Origin of the sequence: Sphingomonas sp., from assembly GCF_965227385.1 — a bacterium.
Classification (GTDB): Bacteria; Pseudomonadota; Alphaproteobacteria; order Sphingomonadales; family Sphingomonadaceae; genus Sphingomonas.
The window spans coordinates 1,946,258-1,968,793 of the sequence record NZ_OZ245750.1; the positions used below are offsets into that span (position 1 = coordinate 1,946,258).

Below are 22,536 nucleotides of genomic sequence, written 5' to 3' on the forward strand. Positions count from 1 at the left end.
CCGGCGCGTGAGGGGGTGGAAGGGGGCAAAAGCGCTGATATGCTCGCCGAGTCTTTCCGCGGAGGGATCGGATGAAGTCGGTGTGGCTTGGCGTTGTTGCAGCGTTTCTGGCAGTCCCTGCTCTGGCACAGACTCCCGCGCCCGTTGCGGAGGCGCGCGATTACGCTGCGCTGCTGCGGCAGGACGCGACCGCGTTTCGCGATGCCATTCTCGATTCGCACCCCGGCCCGATCGATCGCGAAAATCCCGGCTTCAACGCGCTGCTGGAGCGCAATTACCGGCTCGCCATGGCGCGCGCCAAGCCCGGCATCGGCTATCGCGACTATTATTGGGCGATGACCGAATTCGGCAACGCGTTCGACGACGGTCATCTCGGCGTGACGCCGATCGACCGCAGCTATCGCCATCCCTGGGACTATCGCTGGCCCGGCTTCGTCGTCGCGCTGCGCGACGGGGTGTGGTCAGTGGTGCATAGCGAAGGGGAGGGGCGTCCCGCGGTCGGCGCGCGGCTGATCGGTTGCGATGGCAAGGGCGTGGAGGCGTTCGCCGCCGACCGGCTCGGCCCGCTCACCGGACGCTGGTCGCTCACCGCCACGCGGGTGCGCAATGCGCCGCGCCTGTTCCTGCGCTCCGACAATGTCTGGCGCGCGCCCGCCCGCCACTGCACCTTCGCCGATGCGGGCAAGCGCCGCGCTTATCGCCTGAACTGGACCCCGATCACCGCCGAACGGCGCGGCCAGCTGATCACCGAAGCGGTCGGCACTCGCTTCACCACCGGCATCGGCATGAGCAAGCTGCCCGATGGCAGCGTGTGGATCGACATGGGCAGTTTCGAAAGCGATCCGCAGAGCGAGGACGGCACCCGGCTGACCGAACTGGTCCGCGCGATTGAGGCGCAATCGACCGAACTCGCCGCCGCCCCGCGCCTTGTCTTTGACCTGCGCGGCAATAATGGCGGATCGTCCGAATGGATCGCGCGCAGCGCCCGCGCCCTGTGGGGCAAACCATGGTTCGACGCCAAGACGTGGAGCGAGTCTGCCGCCGACTACCGCATTTCCGAGGGGAACATCGCCAATTTCGCCGACTTTGCGGCCAAGCTCGATCCCAAGGACAATCCCGAACTCCACCGCCTGGTCACCCTGCTGGTCACCGGAATGAAGGGCGCGCAGGCCCGGGGCGAACCCTTCTGGCGCTTCACCGATCCCGCCGCGTCCGGCGCCGTCCGTCCGCCGCTCCCCGCCGGGCCGGACCCGGTCACGGCGCGCGTCTTTGTCCTCACCGATTTCGGCTGTGCCTCCGCCTGCCTCGACGCGGTCGATATCCTCACCGATCTCGGCGCGACGCATGTCGGGCAGGAGACCGACGCCGACACGCTCTACATGGAGATTCGCGGGTTCGAACTGCCCGGCGGTATCATGCGCGCGTGGCTGCCGACCAAAGTCTATCGCGGGCGTCAGCGCGGGTCGAACGTCCCCGCCACGCCGCGGCATCGCTGGACCGGCGCGCTGTCCGACACACCGGGCATCCGCACGTGGATCGCATCGCTTCCGGCTGGCTGAATCGGCGGGGACTCCCTACATCCCCCCGGTGACCAGCGACCCCAATTCCCCCAACCGTTTCAACGAAGACTCCGCCACCTATGCCGTGCGCGGGTCGGAGACGCCCGACCTCGACGCCGGGGTCGCCGCGATCCGCAACGTGCTGGCCACGCTGCCCGTCCGCCCCGGCGTCTATCGCATGCAGGATGCGCGCGGCGATGTGCTCTATGTCGGCAAGGCGCGCGCGCTCAAGAACCGCGTCGCCAACTACACGCAGCCGGCCAAGCTCTCCAACCGCCTGCGCCGCATGATCGCCCAGACGCGGTCGATGACCGTGGTGACGACCAATAACGAGGCCGAGGCACTCCTCCTCGAAGCCCAACTGATCAAGCGCTTCCGCCCGCCCTACAACGTGCTGCTGCGCGACGATAAGTCGTTCCCCTACATCCTCCTGCGCAAGGACCACGACTTCCCCCGCGTCCAGATGCACCGCGGCGCCCGCCGCGCGCAGGGCGATTATTTCGGCCCATTCGCCGGCGCCGGTCAGGTGCGCAAGACATTGAACGCGCTCCAGAAACTCTTCCTCCTGCGCAGCTGCACCGACAGCTTCTTCAACACCCGCGACCGCCCGTGCCTGCTCTACCAGATCCGCCGCTGCTCGGCCCCGTGTGTCGATCGCATCGACAAGGCGGGCTATGCCGAGCTGGTCGCGGATTCCCGCGACTTCCTGATGGGCAAGTCGACCAAGGTTCAGGCGAAACTCGGCGAGCAGATGCAGGCCGCGGCCGAAAATCTCGACTTCGAACTCGCCGCAATCCTGCGCGACCGGCTCAAGGCGCTGACGTTCATTCAGGGCAGCCAGGCGATCAACGCCGAGGGGATCGGCGACGCCGACATCTTCGCCATGGCCGCCAAACAGGGCCAGATCGGCATCCAGGCCTTCTTCATCCGCGGCGGCCAGAATTGGGGCCACCGCGCCTTCTTCCCCGCGCACACCGCCGACGTGCCGGAGGATGAGGTGTTCACCCAGTTCCTCATGCAATTCTATGAGGAAGTGCCCCCGCCGCGCACCATCTTCGTCGACCGCAACCTCGACGACCTGAAGCTCCTCTCCGAAGCGCTCGCCGAGCGCGCCGGGCGCAAGGTCGCGATCGGCATGCCGCAACGCGGCACCCGCCGCCGCCTGCTCGATCAGGCCAAGCGCAACGCGATCGAGGCGCTCGACCGCCGCATGGCCGAATCGACGACTCAGGCAAAGATACTGCGCGACATCGCCGACCTGTTCGGCCTGCCCGAACCGCCCGACCGCATCGAAGTCTATGACAACAGCCATATTCAGGGCGCCCACGCCGTCGGCGCGATGATCGTCGCCGGTCCCGAAGGCTTCCGCACTGGCCAGTATCGCAAGTTCAACATCAAGAGCGCCGCCACCAACGACGATTTCGCGATGATGCGCGAAGTCTTCACCCGCCGCTTCGCCCGCGCGCAGGAGGAAGACCCCGACCGGGATAGGGGCGTATGGCCCGACCTCGTCCTGATCGACGGCGGCAAGGGCCAGCTCAGCGCCGCCCGCGCCGTGCTGGAGGAGCTGGGGATCGAAGATGTGTGCATGGTCGGCGTCGCCAAAGGCCCGCACCACGGCCGCGAAGGGCGCGAAGTCTTTCACCTGTTGGACGGCAGCGAACGCATTCTCCCGACCAACGCCCCCGCATTGTTCCACATCCAGAAGCTCCGCGACGAAGTCCACCGCTTCGCCATCGGCGCGCACCGCGCCAAGCGCGCCAAGGCGATCGGCGCCAGCCCCCTCGACGACGTCCCCGGCATCGGCCCGGCGCGCAAGAAAGCGCTGCTGATGCACTTCGGCACGGCCAAGGCAGTGCGGGGGGCGAGTTTGGAGGATCTACAGAAGGCGCCGGGGGTGAGCGCGGCGGTGGCGCAGCAGGTGTATGACTTCTACCATTCGCGGTGACGTTGGGTGGTGAATGGATAAATGGCCGCTATCGGGGCAGCGGGGTGGCGTCGGCTACTCGGTGGACAGCCGACGTTTATTCCACGTCGCTATATTCGGCTACGAGCGTCGCTCGCTCGTCCGGCTTGAAAAAGTCAGCTTGATAACAATAGACGGGCGATCCACCTAAGTTTGCCAGCCTAAGGCGGAGTTCAATGCAGAGCATGCCCTGACCTTGATTCCGCGTCGGAATAAACATCGAGCGGGGCTGATAGGCCTCGCGCACTATTTGCTCATTTTGGCGTGACTTCTGAGACCAGCGGCGCACGGCGTCGTCAATCTGGGGTTTCAGTTCGGCGAGTTCTGCCTCATCGACAGCAGCGCTCTGCGGTTCTTCTGCAAAGCTCGCCCGTTTGTCCGCATGTGCGGCTGAACCGAGAGAGCCGCGACCCGCTAGCAGACCGACCCCAAATGCAACTACGACAATACCAAAAATGGCTAGCAGGCGAACAGGCGTGATCATCATCACGGTTGTACCTCTGCCAGATATATGTCCGCAACGGGGGCGTTTGCGGAATGGCCGCATTTTTGAAGCCACTCCCTAATCCGGCCAATCCTCAAACGCCCGCACCACCGCCAGCCGCTCCTCCTCCGTCGTCAGCGCAGCCCGCGCCCGCGCCTTGGCGTCCTCCGCCGCATGCTGCGCCGCCGCCGCCCAGTCGGGTGCAATCGCGCCCAGCGCCGCCAGCACCGACTGCAGCTTTATCGCCACCTCGACCATCGCCGCGCCGTCGCGCCCGATCGGGCGAAACGCATCGACCACCAGCTTCTCGATCTCCAGCGCCGGGAACACCACGCGCTCGTCCGCCGGCTGGCCCGTCACCCGCGCCATCCTGTCGAACACCCGCAACTGCGCGCCCAGCACCGCAATCGCCGTCCCCGGATCATTGACCGCCGGCGACAGCGCCCGCGACGCAATCTCCGACAGCACGATCAGGCCAAAGCGCGGGTCATGGTCGAAACTGCGGTCGCGCTGCACCGTAATCGCCTCGGCAATGCGCGCATCCACGCCTACATCGCCGCCGACCACCCACGCCACCACCCGGCCGGGATCGACAAAGCTCCCCGGCAGCACCGCCAGCTGCACCGTCCCGCCGCAATCCGCCATCGCCTCGCCCAGCTTGGCGACATCGATATTGGTGACATAGCCGATCCGCCCGCCACAGCGCACCGCGCGCGCCCCGTCCGGCAGCGGCGGCACCGCCAGCCCGGCGATGCGCGGGCGATGCGGCATCCGCTCCGCCGCCGCGATCCCCGCACGCTCGACCCGCTTGATCGTGTCATGCACCCGCCCGAGCAGCGCGATATGCTGGATCCAGCGGAGCAGCGTGACGACGATCACCCCGATCAGCGCGATCGTGCCCGCGAACAGCAGCACGCGGCCCTGCTCGCCATAGAATCCGGTCGACAGCGCGATGATGCCCACGATCGCGAACAGGAACGCGCCCAGAAAGGTCGACAGCGCGTTCTGCGACGTGGAATCCTCGACCAGCAACGCCACGGCGCGCGGCGTCACATTCGACGTCGCCGCGCCATAGGCCGACACCATCGCCGTCAGCGAAAAGGTGGTGACCGCCAGCATGCTCGACGCGATGATGCCCAGGATATTGTCGACCGCATCCGCGCCGATCTTTGCCCCCAGCGTATAGGGGACCAGTGGCGCAACCAGCGGCGCCAGCAACGCCAGCACCACCGCCGCCAGCGAAAACGCCGCCGCACGAAACCACAGCCGCCGCGACACCACGCGCCATACCCACGCCCAGCGACTCATCGCGTGGACCGAACCGGATTCGTAACGATCATGGGGCGACCAACCCGCCGGGACGGGGGAGGTTCCGGGGGAGGGCAGGCAGGCGACGACGATATGGCTTTAGGCGGGCGCGCCCATTACCGACCGTCGGCTTCCAGCCAATCCGCCATGATCACGCCCTTATGCCCGTCCGGCGCGAGCGTGGCGCGCAGCGCTTCCAGCAGCGGCGGCAACCCCTGGGTGAAGGCATAGGGCGGATTGACGATGAACAGGCCCGCGCCGTTATAGATGCCGGGCTGGTCGGCATCATAAAGCCAGTGCTCAACGACCAGGAATTTCGGGATGCGCAGGTTCCGCAGCTTGTTCTTCCACTGCTGATGCGTCACGCGGTCCTTCAGCGGAAACCAGATGACCGTCACGCCATGCGCCCATTTGCGGTGCGCTGCGGCCAGGGTGGCGGTGATCCGGGCGCGCTCGTCGGTCTGCTCATAGGGCGGATCGACCACCACCACGCCGCGCGCCGTCCGCGTCGGCAGCATCGCCAGCCACAGCTCATAGGCATCGCGCTCATGCAAGGCCGCAGGCGACCCGCGCATCACGCGGCGCAGCGCATACGCGTCCTCGGGATGCTTTTCGTTGACGATCAGCGCATCTTGCGGCCGCAACAGCTGCGCCAGCACCTGCGGGGATCCGGGATAGAGTTGCGGCTCCTCCCCGACATTCACAACCCGCACGGCAGCGCGATAATCGTCCAGCAACGGGTTCGCACCGGCAAACACCCGAACCACCCCCTGTGCGGCCTCGCCGGTCCGCTGCGCCTGTTCGCCACCCAGGTCATAAATCCCGCACCCGGCATGGGTGTCGATCAGGGTCAGCGCACCCTCCTTCAGCTGCAATGCCCGGACCAGCGCGATCAGCAGGCTGTGCTTCACGACATCGGCGCTGTTGCCGGCATGGAAGGAATGGCGATAGTTCATTGAAAACCCAAAACCCTGCCGTTCGGCCTCTGGGCCGATGGCAAACCGTGCCTAGACGTTCGGCTAGTCCTTGCAAGACCGGTCATGCTAGGGCGGGTGACATGTCGAAGTCTCAAAGCAAAGGTGGTGCCGTCCAGGTCGATGGCATCCTCTACGATTGGCACCTGCAACGCGAACCGCACCTGTCCGATGACGAAGGGTGGCGGGGCATGACGATCTGCCTGCAACAGCGCGATGCCCGGCGCGAGGCGCTGGTGGAATTTCCCCCGCCCAAGCGGTTGATGAAGGGGTTGCCGCCCGGTCGCCTCCAGCTCGACGACGCGACGATCTCGCGCTGCGTCCGCGCCGCGCTGGCGGCGGGATGGGAACCGACGACGCGGGGAAAACCGGTGACGTTCATGGTCGATGCCGACGGGAATTGAGGTGGCTGGCGCGGCGACGTGAAGGCTCCACCGTTACGGAAGGCAGCGTCACCTCCGGGGGCTGTCCTACAAGCCGCCAAATCACTACACTCCCGCCATGCCCAGCGCCCCGCCATCCCCGCACGCCCTTGCCGCGCGGAAGTGTCAGGCGGCTGCCTCACATACGGCGTTTTTTGTCAGAATTGTCAGTATAGTGAACGCGGGCGTTCACCAATCCCGCCGACATTTTGCGATTTCTTCACCCAAGCTCGCTAGGCCGCAGCCATGCCCACGCGCGTTTTCCTGACGGTCGATACCGAATTGATGTGGCGGCACCACGCCGCCGGGCTGCCGCTGGCGGAGATTGCGGAGCGGTCGCTGGAGCCGGCCGGGGTCGGCATCGGCTATCAGCTGCGCCGCTTTGCGGAGCATGGGCTCAAGGCAACCTTCTTCGTCGATCCGATGCCGGCGGTGGCGCATGGCCTCGATCCGATCCGCCGCGTGGTCGCGGCGATCCTGGAGGCGGGGCAGGAGGTTCAGCTGCACCTCCACCCCAATTGGGCCGCCGCGCGTGACGAGGATCGCAGCGCCGCCGCCTCGTTCGAACTGATCGATTTTACCTTCTCCGAACAGCGCGACCTGATCGCCGCCGCGTCCGACCTGCTCGTCGCCGCCGGGGCACCGCGCCCGATTGCCTTCCGCTCGGGCAGCTACAGCGCCAGCGACGACACGCTCGCCGCATTGGCCGAACTCGGCATCCGCTACGACAGCAGCCATAATGGCTCCGAACATCCCTGGCCCAGCGCGATCGGCCTCGCCCCGCGTCAGATCGCCCCGGTCGAACATCGCGGCGTGATCGAAGTGCCGGTGACGCTGATTGAGGATGTCCGCGGCCATCTGCGCCATTTCCAGATTTGTGCGCTGTCGACTGCCGAGATGCGCGACGCGCTCGACCATGCGGTGGCGGCGGGCCATGCGGCAGTGACCATCGTCAGCCATGGCTTTGAGCTGGCCAACCGCGCCGGCACCCGCCCCAATGCGGTGCATGTCGCCCGCTTCGACGCGCTGTGTGCGATGCTGGCCGAGCGGCGCGGGGGGATGGAGACGGTGCATTTCGCCGGCCTCAGCCATTTGCCGCTGGGTCAGGACGACGCTCCGCTCGGCCCCAGTCTGATCCGCACCCGCATGCGTCAGGCGCAACAGCTCTGGTCGAACCTCGTGTCGGAACGCGCCGCATGACCGCGACCGCGCGTCCCACCCCGCTCAATTTCCGCATCGGTGCGCGCACCCTGATGGCGGTGCAGCGCGACATGGTCCGCGTGCCGCTCAGCCTCGACGAAGCGCGCGAAGGCCGGTTGCCGGTGCTGCCCCCGCTGCCGCGCGATGCGCATGGCTATGTCGTGACCTCGCTGCCGGAGGATCGGCTGGAGGCGATGGTCTATGCCTCGGGCAAGATGATCGGCTTCGTCCGTCAGAAATATACGCGCTATTATGCCGATCTGACCGGCGGGTTCGACGCCTATATGGTGGGGCTGTCGGGCAATGCCCGGCAGGGGGCCAAGCGCAAGGCGAAGAAGATCGCACAGGTCTCAGGCGGCGATCTCGACATTCGAAGCTATCGCTCTCCGACGGAGCTGGAGGCGTTCCACGACATCGCCCGCCGCATCGCGCTGCGCACCTATCAGGAAAAGCTGATGGGGGAGGGGCTTCCGGCGTCTCCCGAGTTCATCCGGGGGATGCTGACCGCGGCGGCGGCGGATAACGCCCGCGCGTGGCTGCTGTTCATCGCCGGAGAGCCCGCCGCCTATCTCTACTGCCCCGCGCATGGCGAGACATTGGTCTATGAATATGTCGGCCACGATCCCGCCTTCAACGACCTGTCCCCCGGCGCGGTGTTGCAAGTGGAAGCGTTCCGCGACCTGTTTGATGAGGGCAAGTTTGCCCGGTTCGATTTCACCGAAGGCGACGGCCAGCATAAGCGCCAATACGCAACTGGCGGCGTCCCCTGTGTGGATCTGCTGCTGCTGCGCCCGAGCCTCACGAACCGCGTGACGACGGCGGCACTCGGCGGGTTCAACAAGACGGTGGCCGGCGGCAAGGCATTGGTGGACGCGGTGGGGCTGGAGAAGCTGTCCAAGAAGCTGCGCCGGGGATAAGGGCAGGGCATGCATCTGCGTGCTCCCGCCATCATCGTCGCGATCCGCCCCCATGGCGAAAGCGGCGCGATCGTCCGGGCGCTGACCGCCGACGCAGGGTTGCTGGCCGGCTATGTCCGTGGCGGAAGGTCGCGACAGCACCGCCCGGTCCTCCAGCCGGGCAATGTGATCCTCGGCGACTGGCGCGCCAGGACCGAGGATCAGCTGCCAGCGCTGGTGGCGGAACTGGTGCACAGCCGCGCGCCGCTGTTCCGCGAGCCTTTGCCCGCCGCAGCGATCGACTGGGCCACCGCGCTGACCGCTGCAGCGCTGCCCGAAGGCCAGCCCTATCCACCGCTGCATTCGGCGCTGGAGGGGCTGCTCGACGCCATCGAAGCCGCCCCGGCGGCACGGGGCTGGGCAGTGGCGATGGTCCGCTACGAATTGTTGTTGCTGGCCCTGCTCGGGTTCGGATTAGACCTCGACCAGTGCGCCGCCACCGGAGCGACCGAGGATCTGGCGTTCGTCAGCCCCAAAAGCGGCATGGCCGTCAGTGCTGCCGCAGCCACCGGCTATGAGGCCCGGCTGTTCCGCTTGCCCCCCTTCCTCCGCCAGGGTGGGGCGGCGGAGTGGGACGACATCCTCGACGGCCTGCGCCTCACCGGCCACTTCCTCGACCGCGACCTGCTCCACGGCAAGGCAGCGGAGATCCTCGCCGCCCGCTCCCGCCTGGTCGACCGCATCAACAGGGCAGTTGCGTGACGCGGCGCAGCGCGGCAAGGGGTCTGCACCCTGAGCAGGTGGAGTAACCATGCCGTTGATCGCAATCCTTCCCGGCGACGGGATCGGCCCCGAAGTTACCGCGCAGGCGCGCCGCGTCCTCGACGCACTCGATCTCGGCCTGACGTTCGAGGAAGCCCCGGTCGGCGGCGCGGCCTATTTCGACAGCGGCCATCCGCTGCCGTCTGCGACGCTCGATCTGGCGAAACGCGTCGACGCGATCCTGTTCGGCGCAGTCGGCGATCCGCGTTGTGACGCGTTGGAGCGGCATCTGCGCCCCGAACAGGCGATCCTCGGCCTGCGCAAGGAACTCGGCCTGTTCGCCAATCTGCGCCCTGCCACGCTGTTCCCAGGCCTCGAGGATGCGTCCGCGCTCCGCCCCGAAGTCGCCGGCGCGATCGACATGGTGATCGTCCGCGAACTCAACGGCGACGTCTATTTCGGCGAGAAGGGGATGCGCACCACCGCATCGGGCCGCCGCGAAGGCTATGACGTCATGTCCTATAATGAGGATGAGGTGGTCCGGATCGCCAAGGTCGGCTTCGAAACCGCGCGCGCCCGCCGTGGCAAGCTCTGCTCGGTCGACAAGGCCAATGTGCTCGAAACCTCGCAATTGTGGCGCGACGTGGTGATCGAGGTCGCCGCCGACTATCCCGACATCGCGCTCAGCCACATGTACGTCGACAACGCCGCGATGCAGCTGGTGCGCAACCCCGGCCAGTTCGACGTGATCGTCACCGGCAATCTGTTCGGCGACATCCTGTCGGATCAGGCGAGCATGTGCGCGGGTTCGATCGGCATGCTCCCCTCCGCGTCGCTCGATGGCAGCGGCAAGGGGCTGTACGAACCGATCCATGGCAGCGCGCCCGACATTGCGGGGCAGGGCAAGGCCAATCCCTGCGCGACGATCCTGTCGGCGGCAATGCTGCTGCGCTACTCGCTCGGCATGGCGGAAGCGGCGGACCGGATCGAAGCGGCGGTGACTGCGGCACTGACCGGCGGCGCGCGCACCGCGGATCTGAGCGGTGCGCTGTCGACGCAGGCCATGGGCGATGCGGTGGTGCAGGCGCTGGCGTGAGCGCGGGCCTCGAACTGGCGGTCGTCGTCCCGACCTTCAACGAATCGCGCAACGTGCCGTTGATGGTCGCGGCGCTGGATGCGGCGCTGGCGGGCCGACGCTGGGAAGTGATCTTCGTCGACGACAACAGCCCCGATGGCACCGCCGACGTGGCGCGCACGATCGGCCGCAGCGACCCGCGCGTGCGGGTGGTACAGCGGATCGGACGGCGCGGCCTGTCATCGGCGACGATCGAGGGCATGTGCGCCACCGCCGCCCCGTTCGTCGCGGTGATCGACGGTGACATGCAGCATGACGAGACGCTGTTGCCCAAAATGCTCGATACGCTTCTGGCCGACGAGAGCGTCGACGTCGCCATCGGATCGCGCTTCGTCGAGGGCGGCGGCACAGGCGAATGGGACCGCGACCGCGTCGCCAAATCCGAACTCGCAACCCGCATCTCGCGCAAGGTGATCAAGGCCGATCTCAGCGACCCGATGAGCGGCTTCTTCATGATCCGCAGCGATGTGGTGCGCGGCATCATCCCGCATCTGTCGGCGATCGGGTTCAAGATCCTGCTCGACATCCTCACCGCCAGCCCGCGCGCGTTGAAGTTCGTCGAACTCCCCTATGTGTTCCGCACGCGCCAGATCGGCGAGAGCAAACTCGACCATGTCGTCGCGATGGAGTTCCTGATCGCGCTGTACGATCGCATGTTCGGGCGGGTGGTGCCGGTCCGCTTCGTCATGTTCTCCGCAATCGGCGCGCTCGGCGCTGGCGTGCATTTCGCTGCGCTTTGGCTGTTCTTCCGCCTGTTCGGGTACAGCTTCCTAACCGGCACGATCGTCGCGACTCTGATCGCGATGACGTTCAATTTCTTCCTCAACAATGCGCTGACCTACCGCGATGCGCGGCTGAAGGGGTGGCGGCCGCTGCTGGACGGTTGGGTCGGTTTCTGCATCGTCTGCTCGGTCGGTGCGGTGGCGAATATCGGCGTCGCCGCGTTCCTGCACGACGTTCAGCAAGCGCAATGGGCGCCCAGCGCGCTGGCCGGGATCGCGGTAGCGGCGGTGTGGAATTTCGCGCTGTCGTCGCGCTTCGTGTGGGGGCGATACTGAAGCTGCCTTATTGGTGCTGCGATTGGCGGTGAAGCTGGCCCGATGATCCGCCCGCGTTCGCTGCTCGTCTCGCTCGCACTCGCACTGGCGAGTATCCCGCTCCCTGCCGCCGCGCAGGAGGCCGCACCCGACTCCGTCGAAGAGGTGGTGGTCACCGCCCGCACCTCCGGCGCGCCGATGTGGACGGTCCGGACCGAGGCGGGGGTCGTATTGCTCGTCGGCGAAATCCGCAACGTTCCCAAGGCGACGCCCTGGTACCCCGACCGGCTCGAACGCGCCGCCGGGGGCGCGCAACGGATCATCCTCGGCACCAAGGCAAAGGTGTCGCCGGGTGACATCCTGCGGCTGATCTTTGCGGGCGGGAAGCTCACGAAATTGCCCGACGAGCGGGTTGCTGCGGACTATCTCGATGCGACGCGACTGGCGCGGTTGCGCGCGCTCGAAGCGCGTTACGAGCAGGATTACAGCCGGCGCAACTTCCTGATCACGTCGTTCGACCTGCTCTCGCGGCGGCTGGCATTCAGCAAGGATACCGGCGACGATGCGACCGATGTCGTCCGCAAGGCCGCCCGGCGCGGCGACATGGCCACCCGCCCGGTCGGTGAGGTGCGCGGAGAGGATATCATCGACAATCTCTTCGCCGCCGCGCCGGAAACGCATCTGCCCTGTCTCGACGCGGCGATGGCCGCCGCGGAGATCGGTCCGCAGATCGTGACCGCGCGGGGCAGGGCGTGGACCAGCTTCGATGTGCCGGGGTTGATGGCGAACCCGCTCGAGACTGCGCTCGGACGCTGCTGGCCCTGGACCGACAACCAGCTCGGCACGGAACTGCGCGGGCAGTGGGTGGCCGCACTCGACGAGGCGGTCAAGCAGCCCGGCGTGACGCTGGCCGTCGTGCCGATCCGGGTGCTGGCCGAAGCGGGCGGCGTGCTCGACCAGCTCAAGGCGCGCGACCTGGACATCAGCGGTCCACGCTGGCGCTAGGCTATATCGACGTCCATTCCCCTCCCTTTCCGGGAAAGGGGTAATGCGCTGAATATTGATACGCGCTAAGCCCAGCTGGGCAGCCACATCCAGCCGGTGAAGGCGCGCGTGTGGGGCAAATCCTGCGCTGCGATGATCGGGTAGAAATAGGCGAATAGCCCGACGGCGGGTACCAGCAGCCACTCGTCACGCCGCTTCAGCGCGTCGCGCCAATGGTGCATCGCGACTGCCAGCACCACACACAGGATGATGCTCGGGAGATAATAATAATAGAAGAACCCCAGCGACTTGGGGATTACCGCCCATACCCCGAGGGAGAAGGTCCACAGGATCGCGGCTGCGAGTGGCACGCCCGCGCGCTGCTTCACCCCGGCCCACCAGCAGGCGGCAACCGCGATCAGGCCGGTCCACAGGACCGCCGGATTGCCGATCAGCAGCACGCCGCGCATCGCGCCCTGATCGGGCTCATAGAAATACCAGATCGGGCGCAGCATCAGCGGCCAGCTCCACCAGCTCGACTGGTAATTATGCGGCGCCAGCACCTGCGTCTGCAGCGCCAGCATCTCGAACTGGAACGGGATCAGCCGCGCCAGCGTCATCGGATCGGTGCGGTAGAAAAAGGCGGGGGCAAAGGTCGCGAGATAGGTGGCGATACTGACCACGCCCATGACAGCGAGTGCGGGCAACCAGTGGATGCCGCCGAAGCGCCTGGAGTCACGGTGCCGCAACCACAGAAACGCGACGCCCGCCAGTGCGACATAGGGGATGGCCGCCCACTTCACGCCCACCGCCGCGCCGAACAACACCGCACAGGTCAGCCAATAGCCCCATGCCGACCGTGATTCGGCGCGCATGGCGGCGAGAAAGGCGACACCGGCCCAAACCAGAAACCCGCCCATGAACACGTCCAGCATCCCGATTCGCGCCTGCACGAAGACCAGTTGCCCCAGCATCGCAAAGATCGCGGCAAACAGGGCGGGGCGGGGCGCGCGGGTCAGCAGCAGCGTAAAGGCATAGACCCCCGCGATCGTCGCGCTGCCGAACAGCGTCGAGAAGATCCGCCACCCCAGCGCATTGTCCCCGATTAGGTGAATGCCCAGCGCGATCAGCGCCTTGCCCAGCATCGGATGCTCTGGATTGGTGATGTGCGAGAAGTCGAGCAACACCCGCGCCGCGGTGACATAATGCACTTCGTCGAACAGCAGGATGCTGGGACGTTCGACGCCGATCGTGAAGAGACATTGGGCAACGACCGCGAGAAGCAGGCCGAGCAGGACGGGGCGCTGTTCGAGACGGTCGAGCATCGCGGTGTGAATAGCTGAGCTTGATGCGTGCGTCACCCGTTGCGCTTGCGCGCCCGCGCTATCCGCTTCTAGAGGGGGAGCATGAAGCGCCGCACCGGACAAGACCGCGAGATTACCCGCAACTGGAAGCCCGCAACGCTCGCGGTGCGCGGCGGGACCGCGCGCAGCGAATGGGGAGAGACGAGCGAAGCGCTCTTCCTCACCTCGGGCTATGCCTATGACTGTGCCGGGGACGCCGCCGCGCGCTTCGCCGGCGAGCAGCAGGGCATGACCTATTCGCGCCTGCAAAACCCGACGGTCGAGATGCTCGAACAGCGTATCGCGCTGCTCGAGGGGGCCGAGGCGTGTCGTGCGACCGCATCGGGCATGGCCGCGATGACGGCGGCGCTGCTGTGCCAGCTGTCGGCGGGTGACCATCTGGTCGGCGGGCGCGCTGCCTTCGGATCGTGCCGCTGGCTCACCGATACGCTGATGCCGCGCTTCGGGATCGAAACGACGGTCGTCGACGCGCGCGATCCGCAGCAGTTCGTCGACGCGATCCGCCCGAATACCAAGGTATTCTTCTTCGAAACCCCGGCCAACCCGACGATGGACATCGTCGACCTGAAGGCCGTGTGCGACATCGCGCGCGAACGCGGGATCACGACCGTGGTCGACAACGCCTTCGCGACTCCGGCGCTGCAGCGGCCGATGGATTTCGGCGCGGATATCGTCGCCTATAGCGCGACCAAGATGATGGATGGGCAGGGCCGTGTGCTCGCTGGCGCGATCTGCGGGACCGAGGAGTTCATCACCAACACACTGCTGCCCTTCCACCGCAATACCGGCCCGACGCTTAGCGCGTTCAATGCCTGGGTGGTGCTCAAGGGGCTGGAGACGCTCGACCTGCGCATCCGCCGCCAGAGCGAGAATGCGATGAAGGTCGCCCGCTTCCTCGAAGGCCGCGTGCCCTTGGTCAACTATCCCGGCCTGCCCAGCCATTCGCAGCACAATCTGGCGATGAGTCAGATGGCGGCGGTCGGCCCGATCTTCTCGTTCGAGGTCGATGGCGGGCGGAGCCAGGCGCATGGATTGCTCGACGCGCTCGGCCTCATCGACATTTCGAACAATATCGGCGATTCCCGGTCGCTGATGACGCACCCCGCCTCCACCACGCATAGCGGCGTCGCCGAAGAGCAGCGGCTGCTGATGGGCGTGCGCGAAGGGATGCTGCGACTCAATGTCGGTCTGGAAGACCCGGACGACCTGATCGCCGATCTCGATCAGGCCTTGAGAGCGGTCGGGCTGTGAAGGCGCTGTTCGGCCAGGAAGCGGTCACGCGCGACATCACGGTGCGCGTGTCGGTCAGCTACCTGCTCGAACAATCGGAGCCGGGCCGGGGTCGCTGGTTCTGGGCCTATCATATCCGCATCGAAAACGGGTCGTACCAGCCGGTGCAGCTGCTCTCGCGCCGCTGGACAATCACCGACGGACGCGGTGGCCAGCATATGGTCGAGGGGGAGGGCGTGGTCGGCGAACAGCCGATGATCGCGCCGGGCGCCAGCTATGATTACGTATCCGGCTGTCCGCTCACCACGCCGACCGGCTGGATGGAAGGCAGCTATTTGATGGTCGGCGCGGACGGACACACATTCGACGTAGCGATCCCCCGCTTCGCGCTGCGTGCGCCGGCGGTGGCGGAGTAATCGATGAAGCGTACCCATCTTCCCATGAACGGCCTGCGCGTGCTCGACGCGGCGGCGCGGCACCTGTCCTTCACCCGCGCGGCGGACGAGCTGGCGGTGACGCCGGCGGCGGTGGGGCAACAGATCCGTGCGCTTGAGGACACGTTGGGCGTGGTCCTGTTCCGCCGCACCACCAAGGGGCTGGAACTGACCCCCGAGGCGGAGGCCGGGCTGGACGCGTTGCGCGCCGGTTTCCTCCAGTTCGAAGAAGCGGTGCGCGCGATGCAGGCGGGGCAGTCGTCCAAGTCGCTGACGATAGCAGCGCCGCGCGACCTCACCGAAAAATGGCTGATGCCACGCCTCGCCGAAATCGCGCGTGAGGATTCCGAACTGCGCTTCGTGCTGATCGCGGCGGACGAGGCGATCGACTTTACCGAAGCCAATCTCGATCTCGCCATCCGATGGGGCGAAGGCCCGGGCGAGCATGAGGGCGAGGCGCTGGAAAGCGACGGCATGGTCACCGTCGCCAAGCCTGGCGGACGCGGCGAAACCCCGATCGGCTGGCCCGGCTGCGTCGCGGAAGACGGCACGGCGCTGGTCAAGGTGGGCGATGCCGGCCTCGCGCTCGATGCCGCCGCCGAAGGGCTCGGTCGCGCGACCGTGCCCGAACTGCTCGCCCGCGCCGACATCGCCGCCGGGCGCGTCGCGGTGGTGGGCGACCCGATCCCCTCGCGCCTCGGCTACTGGCTGGTCGCACCGCTGCCGCAATGGCGGCAAAAGAAGGTAAAAGCGCTGGTCGAGGCGCTGGCGGAGACGTGAGCCCGCTTCCCGTGCTCGAGACCGCGCGGCTCCGGTTGCGGGGGATCGTCCCCGATGATGCCGAGGCGATGTTCCCGGTGTTGTCGGACGCCGCGCTGATGCGCTGGTGGTCCAGCGCACCCCATCGCGATGTTTCCGAGACCCGCGCTTACCTGACCTATACACCTGACACCGACGGCATGCGCAGCTGGGCGATCACGCTTGGCGAGGCCGCCCCGGCGATCGGCTGGGTGACGGTGATACGGCGACGCCCCGGGGTGAACGAAATCGGCTATATTCTGGCGCGCGATCATTGGCGCGGCGGAATCGCGCGCGAGGCCGTAGCGCGGGTGCTCGACCTCCTCTTCCACCATGAAGAGCAGCGCCGCGTGTTTGCAGATGTCGACCCGGACAATGCCGCCTCGCGCGGCCTGCTCGAACGGCTGGGGTTCAAGCTCGAGGGCTATCTGCGCGCCGAATGGGAAACCCATATCGGCGTGCGCGACACGACGCTCTACGGCCTGCTGCGCGACGAGTGGGCTGCTCAGCGCGTCGCCACCTGACGCATCAGCCGCTGCATCAGGCTCATGAACGTCAGCGTTTCGACTGCGGCGTCCGGTCGCGACCATCCCCCGGTGACCGCATACCATTGGCCAGCCCTGGTCCGGACCAGCCAGCTGCCATAGATGACGCCGGTTTCCGACCCGCCCTTGAACCCCGCATAGGCGAAGTCGGCATCGCCGGGCGTTTGCGGATTCACCGCCATGATGGCCAGCGCCTCGGCTCCGCCGCGGGTGCGCAGCCAGTCGAGCAGCGCCGCCTGGTCGCGGGGCGACGCGAACCATTCGACATCCAGCGCCAGCGGCTTTGGGCCGAACATCGCCGCGTCCGGCCTGGTCGCCGCCAGTCGCCCGGCATTGTCGCGCAACAGCTTGCGGCGACCGTCCGGCCCCGCCGCCTTCCACGCCACCGCCAGATCGGCATTGCCCGGCGATTTCAGCTGGAACGCCTCGATCGTGCTCAGCACGGGCAGGGTGGCCCCGGGATCGGACGCTCCGGCGCGTGCGACCATCGCATCGACGGCGTCGCGACCCAACGCGCGCAGCAGCGTGTCGGTCGCCGTATTGTCGCTGATCGAGATCATCAGCGTGGCCAGGCTGTGCAGCGTCACGGGTGCGCCGGTCGGCCAGTTCTGCGTGATGCCGGAGGGAAGCGATCGCGTGTCGAGGGTGACCACGTCGCTCCATTTGCGCCTGCCCGCCTGCACCTGTCTTGCGGCTTCGGCCAGCACCCACAGTTTGAAGGCAGAACCGAGCGGCATCGCCGCATCGCCACGATATTCGGCGACCGGCGTCCGGCTGTCACCCAGGCGATAGATGCCGTACGCTGCAGTTCCCGGCAGCGCGCGGAACTCCGCCTCGATCTGCGCCAATCCGTCGCCGCGCGGTTCGACCTGACTGATCAGCAGCCCGGTGACGGCGTGCGGCGGGGCAGGATCCACGATGATCTGGATTGTCGCCACCGACTTTTCGAACCCGACCCGAACCACCGCCTGATGCGGTGTGCGCGGGGCGACGCGTTCGATACCGACGGCCTTGCCATGTTGCGCGCGGAGTTGCGCGCCAAGCGCGTCGAACTGCGCCTTCGGCACCTGCGCCTTGAAGCTGGCGTCGAAGGTGCCTTCGAAATCACCGGTGCCGTTGATCAGCGCGGGGAGCGCGTCGATCCGGCGGGTGAGCTCCGGTGCGGCCTGAACCGGTGTGGCTTGAGCGGAAGCAGGAGCGGACGGGGCGGCCGTCTGCGCTTGCGCCGTGATCGGCAGGGTCAACAGGGCGAGGGCGAATATTAGGGTGCGCATGGGCCGTCCTTTCAGGCTTGGAGCGGGTGGTTGTCGGAAGAAGGGGGGGCGAGCGCGGCGAGCTGGGCGTCGAGCGTGCGGGCGGCGTTGCGGTTGAGCCGCAGCACGCCGTACAGCACGCCGGATGCGATCGCCGTCGCCAGCGCTGCGACAGCCAGTGCTGGCCCCCATCCGGTGCTTGCTGCGGTCACGCGGGTCACGGCGGCAAGGAACAGGATCATGCCGGGCAGCATCGGACCGATATACCAGCGACCGACACTGGCCAGTACATCCCGCTGCGCCGTCAGCAGCGCGCGCAGGTGGCTCAGGGCGTCCCGGTCCAGCGCCGCCGGATCGTCGACCGGGCGACGCGTCCACAGGTTGCGCATGACCAGCAGCAGCCCGGCGATTTGCACCAGACAGGCAGTGCGCACGCCCCAGTCAGGACTGGCCAGTCCCATCCAGCCAAAGACGCCAGCGGCCAGGGCACCGGCGGCATATTCGGTCGCGTCACGCCTCCATACGCGACGGCGAAGCACGCGCGCGCGTTCGGTCAGCTCGGCAGGCGAGGGCGCGCGCGCATCTTTGTGCTGGGCGGTCCACAGGGTGACGATGGGATCGCTCATCGCGGGTCTCCCGATGCGAAATGGCGGGTGAGCATCGTGCGGATGCGATGCAGCTTCACCGCGACATGGTTGGCGGACAGACCGGTAATCTCACCGATCGCCGCCGCCTCGAGCCCTTCGAGGTGGAGCAGCATGACGCTGCGATCCGGCTGGCGCAGCGCGGCGATCAGCGCATGGATGCGGGACAGCAGCTGCACGGTTCCTGCTGCGCCCTCGGGATCGTCGGCGGCGGGCAGGTCGGCAATGTCTTCGAGCGCCACCCCCTTGGCCGACCGTGCGCCGCGCGCGGCATGGCTGGCGGCGACATTATGCGCGACGCGATAGACGAAGGTGGACAGGGCGCTGCGCCCAGCAAAGCCCGCCAGGCTCCGCCATATCGCCAGATGGATATCCTGCTCCAGATCGCGGGCGCGGTCGGGGTTGCGTTCGACCGCATGGGCCAGTCGCGCAATGGCCGGCGCGTGTGCCGCGATCGCCTCTTGATACAGCCGCTCCTGCACGGCGGCCGGAGCAGCATCGGTATCGGCATCGATCGGGGCGGTCATCGCGTCCATGCCCCTTTAGTCGCCTGAGGCAGCGCGATCTTACAGCGCCGCCGAAAATAAATCAGGCGTCGATCGCTTCCTCGTCCAGCCGCGCCGCGTTTTCCTGGATGAAGGCAAAACGGTGCGCCGGGTTGGTGCCCATCAGCCGATCAACCAGATCCTTGACGCCCGCGCGCTCCTCATATTCCTGGGGCAGGGTGATGCGGATCAGGCTGCGCGTCGCCGGGTCCATCGTCGTTTCGCGCAGCTGGCCCGGGTTCATCTCGCCCAGCCCCTTGAAGCGCGACACTTCGACCTTGCGGCCCTTGAAGGGCCCCGCCTCGATCTCGGCGCGGTGCGCATCGTCGCGGGCGTACAGGCTCTTGGCACCGGCGGTGAGGCGATAGAGCGGCGGCTGCGCGAGATACAGATGCCCGCGCCGGACGATGTCGGGCATTTCCTGGAAGAAGAAGGTCATCAGCAGCGTGGCGATATGCGCGCCGTCGACATCGGCGTCGGTCATGATGACGATGCGTTCGTAGCGCAGATTGTCCGGCTGGCAGTCCTTGCGCGTGCCGCAGCCAAGCGCCTGGATCAGGTCCGCGATCTCGCTGTTCGCGCCGATCTTGGCGCTGGTGGCAGACGCAACGTTCAGAATCTTGCCACGGATAGGCAGGATCGCCTGCGTCTTGCGGTCGCGCGCCTGTTTGGCGCTGCCGCCCGCCGAGTCACCTTCGACGATGAACAATTCGGTCCCGGCAGGGTCGTCGGCGGAACAGTCGGTGAGCTTTCCGGGCAGGCGCAGCTTGCGGCCGCTGGTTGCAGTCTTGCGCTTGACCTCGCGTTCCTGCTTGCGGCGCAGGCGATCGTCCATCCGCTCGAGCACATAGCCGAGCAGCGCCTTGCCGCGCTCCATCTTGTCGGTGAGGAAATGGTCGAAATGATCGCGCACCGCCTTTTCGACCAGGCCGGTTGCCTCGGGCGAGGTCAGCCGGTCCTTGGTCTGCGACTGGAATTGCGGGTCGCGGATGAACACCGACAGCATCAGTTCGGACCCGACCATGATGTCGTCGGCGGTGATGTCCTTGGCCTTTTTCTGGCCGACCAGCTCGCCGAACGCGCGGATGCCGCGCACCAGCGCCTGCCGCAGCCCCTGTTCGTGGCTGCCGCCATCGGGAGTGGGGATGGTGTTGCAATACCAGCTGTACGAACCGTCGCTCCACAGCGGCCAGGCGACCGCCCATTCGACGCTGCCCTGCGCTTCGCCGGGAAAGTCCTGCCGCCCCGCAAAGAACTCCGCCGTCGCGCCCTCGCGCGTGCCGAGCTGTTCCTTGAGGTGGTCGGCAAGGCCGCCGGGGAACTGGAACACCGCCTCTGCCGGGGTGTCGTCCGAAATCAGTTCGGGCGCGCATTTCCAGCGGATCTCGACCCCGGCGAACAGATACGCCTTGGACCGGGCGAGCTTGTAGAGGCGCGCCGGCTTGAAGTGCATCTCCCCGAAAATCTCGGTGTCGGGGGTAAAGGCGACGCTGGTGCCGCGGCGATTGGGCGCGGCGCCGACATGATCGATCGGGCCGAGCGTCACGCCCTGGTTGAACCGCTGGCGATAGAGCTGACGGTCGCGCGCGACCTCGACTACCATGTCGGTCGACAAGGCGTTGACCACGCTGCTGCCGACGCCATGCAGGCCGCCGGAAGTCGCATAGGCCTTGCCCGAAAACTTGCCGCCCGCATGCAGGGTCGAGAAGATCACCTCGAGCGCCGACTTGTCCGGGAATTTCGGGTGCGGATCGGTCGGAATGCCGCGGCCATTGTCGACAATGGTCAGCCGGTTGCCTGGCTCCAGCGTCACCTCGATCCGGCTGGCATGGCCCGCCACCGCCTCGTCCATCGCATTGTCGAGGATTTCGGCGGCGAGGTGGTGGAGCGCGCGTTCATCGGTACCGCCGATATACATGCCCGGGCGACGACGGACGGGCTCCAGCCCCTCCAGCACCTCGATAGAGCTGGCGTCGTAGCTGTTGGTGGGGGTGGCGGAACCGGACTGGAAAAGATCGGACGACATTTGTTCTGGCTAATCCCCCGCGACGGTCCCGGCAAGCGCGGGTGTTGCTGCGAAGCAACATGAAGGCGGAAATTCGGAACGGGGCGGGAAAGAACCGCGCCATGCCTCGTTAAGCCCCGGCAAGTTCAGTTGGAGTAACCTGTATATGCGTATACGTACCCTGATGGGGGCCGGTGTGGCCGCCCTGACCCTCGTTGCAGCCCCGGCCATGGCCCAGGACGGCGAGCCCGCTTTCGACGGCGTCTATGTCGGCGGCTCGTTCGGCTATACCGTCCAGAACAACGATGTAGGCGAGACGATCGAGTTCGACGCCGGCCGCAACGGCAGCTTCGGTGACACGATCGCGACGTCGACCGGTGCCGACGCGTTCTCGCCCGGCTTCTGCAACGGCGCGGCCACGTCGAGCGCCAACGTCGCCTGTCTCAACGACAAGGACGATATCGAATATTATGGCCGCATCGGCTTTGACAAGCAGATGGGCAAGTTCGTGCTCGGTGCCGTCGCCGAATTCGGCAAGACCGAGGCGCGCGACAGCGTCACCGCCTACAGCACGACCCCGGCCTTCTACACCATGACGCGCGAGCTCGACTGGAACGCGGCGCTGCGCCTGCGCGCCGGCATGGTCGCGGGCGAGAGCACGCTGTTCTACGCCACCGGCGGCGGCGCCTATGCAAAGCTCAACAACAGCTTCAGCAGCAGCAATGCCGCCAATAGCTTCGCCGTCATCGGCGACGACATGGCATGGGGCTGGCAGGCTGGCGGCGGTGTCGAGCAAAAGCTCGGCCGCAACTTCTCGATCGGCCTCGAATATCTCTACAGCCGCTATGACGATAGTGACTCGCGCGTTCAGGTCGGCACGGGCAGTGCGGGTGCGACCAATCCGTTCGTCCTCGCGGGCGGCGCGGACTTCCGTCGCAGCCAGGATTTCGACTTCCATTCGCTGCGCGCGACGGCGGCATTCCGCTTCTAA

General features: G+C 66.9%; 22 protein-coding genes. 14 read left to right on the forward strand and 8 right to left on the reverse strand.

The window, feature by feature from the left end; translation table 11 throughout:
* Positions 1-71: 71 nt before the first annotated feature.
* Positions 72-1,559 carry a hypothetical protein gene (locus ACO05N_RS09345; protein ID WP_422056836.1) on the forward strand — a complete coding sequence of 496 codons (1,488 nt, stop codon included), beginning with the start codon at positions 72-74 and terminating at the stop codon, positions 1,557-1,559.
* A gap of 28 nt (positions 1,560-1,587) precedes the next feature.
* On the forward strand, positions 1,588-3,507 hold the full coding sequence (gene uvrC, locus ACO05N_RS09350; protein ID WP_422056837.1) for an excinuclease ABC subunit UvrC: 1,920 nt from the start codon (positions 1,588-1,590) through the stop codon (positions 3,505-3,507).
* Between the two features lie 76 nt (positions 3,508-3,583).
* Here uvrC and ACO05N_RS09355 read toward each other — a convergent pair whose 3' ends face one another.
* The 3 genes from ACO05N_RS09355 to ACO05N_RS09365 all read right to left on the reverse strand — a co-directional run bounded on the left by ACO05N_RS09355 (position 3,584) and on the right by ACO05N_RS09365 (position 6,273).
* Positions 3,584-4,012 (reverse strand): hypothetical protein, encoded by a 429-nt coding sequence (locus ACO05N_RS09355; RefSeq protein ID WP_422056838.1) that lies wholly within the window; start codon positions 4,010-4,012, stop codon positions 3,584-3,586.
* Between the two features lie 75 nt (positions 4,013-4,087).
* Positions 4,088-5,317: a DUF2254 domain-containing protein gene (locus ACO05N_RS09360; protein ID WP_422056839.1), complete on the reverse strand. Its 1,230-nt coding sequence runs from the start codon at positions 5,315-5,317 to the stop codon at positions 4,088-4,090.
* A 116-nt stretch (positions 5,318-5,433) separates the two neighbouring features.
* Positions 5,434-6,273, reverse strand: coding sequence for a 23S rRNA (adenine(2030)-N(6))-methyltransferase RlmJ (locus ACO05N_RS09365; RefSeq protein ID WP_422056840.1), 840 nt, complete (start codon positions 6,271-6,273; stop codon positions 5,434-5,436).
* Between the two features lie 101 nt (positions 6,274-6,374).
* On the opposite strand from ACO05N_RS09365, the gene ACO05N_RS09370 reads away from it, so the two are divergent.
* From ACO05N_RS09370 to ACO05N_RS09400, 7 genes are all read left to right on the forward strand, one after another.
* Positions 6,375-6,695: a hypothetical protein gene (locus ACO05N_RS09370; protein WP_422056841.1), complete on the forward strand. Its 321-nt coding sequence runs from the start codon at positions 6,375-6,377 to the stop codon at positions 6,693-6,695.
* 264 nt (positions 6,696-6,959) lie between these two features.
* Positions 6,960-7,913 (forward strand): polysaccharide deacetylase, encoded by a 954-nt coding sequence (locus tag ACO05N_RS09375; protein WP_422056842.1) that lies wholly within the window; start codon positions 6,960-6,962, stop codon positions 7,911-7,913.
* Positions 7,910-8,830: a GNAT family N-acetyltransferase gene (locus ACO05N_RS09380; protein ID WP_422056843.1), complete on the forward strand. Its 921-nt coding sequence runs from the start codon at positions 7,910-7,912 to the stop codon at positions 8,828-8,830. The genes ACO05N_RS09375 and ACO05N_RS09380 overlap by 4 nt, the downstream gene beginning before the upstream one ends.
* Before the next feature lie 9 nt (positions 8,831-8,839).
* Positions 8,840-9,571, forward strand: a complete 732-nt coding sequence (recO, locus tag ACO05N_RS09385; protein WP_422056844.1) for a DNA repair protein RecO — start codon at positions 8,840-8,842, stop codon at positions 9,569-9,571.
* Positions 9,572-9,620: 49 nt separating this feature from the next.
* Positions 9,621-10,667 carry a 3-isopropylmalate dehydrogenase gene (gene leuB, locus ACO05N_RS09390; protein ID WP_422056845.1) on the forward strand — a complete coding sequence of 349 codons (1,047 nt, stop codon included), beginning with the start codon at positions 9,621-9,623 and terminating at the stop codon, positions 10,665-10,667.
* Entirely contained in the window at positions 10,664-11,764 is a 1,101-nt protein-coding gene (locus tag ACO05N_RS09395; protein ID WP_422056846.1) for a glycosyltransferase family 2 protein, read from the forward strand. The genes leuB and ACO05N_RS09395 overlap by 4 nt, the downstream gene beginning before the upstream one ends.
* 42 nt (positions 11,765-11,806) lie before the next feature.
* On the forward strand, positions 11,807-12,748 hold the full coding sequence (locus ACO05N_RS09400; RefSeq protein WP_422056847.1) for a TraB/GumN family protein: 942 nt from the start codon (positions 11,807-11,809) through the stop codon (positions 12,746-12,748).
* A gap of 65 nt (positions 12,749-12,813) precedes the next feature.
* Here the strand turns inward: ACO05N_RS09400 and ACO05N_RS09405 are convergent, their stop codons facing one another.
* Positions 12,814-14,052, reverse strand: a complete 1,239-nt coding sequence (locus tag ACO05N_RS09405; RefSeq protein WP_422056848.1) for a glycosyltransferase family 39 protein — start codon at positions 14,050-14,052, stop codon at positions 12,814-12,816.
* 81 nt (positions 14,053-14,133) lie between these two features.
* On the opposite strand from ACO05N_RS09405, the gene ACO05N_RS09410 reads away from it, so the two are divergent.
* From ACO05N_RS09410 to ACO05N_RS09425, 4 genes are read left to right on the forward strand one after another with little or no spacing between them, the layout of a single operon-like run.
* Positions 14,134-15,342: a trans-sulfuration enzyme family protein gene (locus ACO05N_RS09410; protein ID WP_422056849.1), complete on the forward strand. Its 1,209-nt coding sequence runs from the start codon at positions 14,134-14,136 to the stop codon at positions 15,340-15,342.
* A complete protein-coding gene (gene apaG / locus ACO05N_RS09415; RefSeq protein ID WP_422056850.1) occupies positions 15,339-15,737 on the forward strand; it encodes a Co2+/Mg2+ efflux protein ApaG in 399 nt (132 codons plus the stop codon). Before ACO05N_RS09410 ends, apaG begins: the two co-directional genes overlap by 4 nt.
* Before the next feature lie 3 nt (positions 15,738-15,740).
* Positions 15,741-16,535, forward strand: coding sequence for a LysR family transcriptional regulator (locus ACO05N_RS09420; RefSeq protein WP_422056851.1), 795 nt, complete (start codon positions 15,741-15,743; stop codon positions 16,533-16,535).
* Positions 16,532-17,077, forward strand: a complete 546-nt coding sequence (locus ACO05N_RS09425; RefSeq protein WP_422056852.1) for a GNAT family N-acetyltransferase — start codon at positions 16,532-16,534, stop codon at positions 17,075-17,077. The genes ACO05N_RS09420 and ACO05N_RS09425 overlap by 4 nt, the downstream gene beginning before the upstream one ends.
* On the opposite strand, the gene ACO05N_RS09430 is transcribed toward ACO05N_RS09425, so the two are convergent.
* From ACO05N_RS09430 to parE, 4 genes are all read right to left on the reverse strand, one after another.
* On the reverse strand, positions 17,059-18,372 hold the full coding sequence (locus tag ACO05N_RS09430; protein ID WP_422056853.1) for a serine hydrolase: 1,314 nt from the start codon (positions 18,370-18,372) through the stop codon (positions 17,059-17,061). The two genes, ACO05N_RS09425 and ACO05N_RS09430, sit on opposite strands and share 19 nt — an antisense overlap.
* A gap of 11 nt (positions 18,373-18,383) precedes the next feature.
* A complete protein-coding gene (locus ACO05N_RS09435) occupies positions 18,384-18,977 on the reverse strand; it encodes a hypothetical protein (RefSeq protein ID WP_422056854.1) in 594 nt (197 codons plus the stop codon).
* The gene (locus ACO05N_RS09440) at positions 18,974-19,522 is read right to left on the reverse strand and encodes an RNA polymerase sigma factor (RefSeq protein ID WP_422056855.1); all 549 of its coding nucleotides are present in this window, start codon (positions 19,520-19,522) and stop codon (positions 18,974-18,976) included. Before ACO05N_RS09440 ends, ACO05N_RS09435 begins: the two co-directional genes overlap by 4 nt.
* A 61-nt stretch (positions 19,523-19,583) precedes the next feature.
* Positions 19,584-21,566 carry a DNA topoisomerase IV subunit B gene (gene parE, locus ACO05N_RS09445; RefSeq protein WP_422056856.1) on the reverse strand — a complete coding sequence of 661 codons (1,983 nt, stop codon included), beginning with the start codon at positions 21,564-21,566 and terminating at the stop codon, positions 19,584-19,586.
* A 145-nt stretch (positions 21,567-21,711) separates the two neighbouring features.
* Here parE and ACO05N_RS09450 point away from each other — a divergent pair, with 145 nt between their 5' ends.
* On the forward strand, positions 21,712-22,536 hold the full coding sequence (locus ACO05N_RS09450; protein WP_422056857.1) for an outer membrane protein: 825 nt from the start codon (positions 21,712-21,714) through the stop codon (positions 22,534-22,536).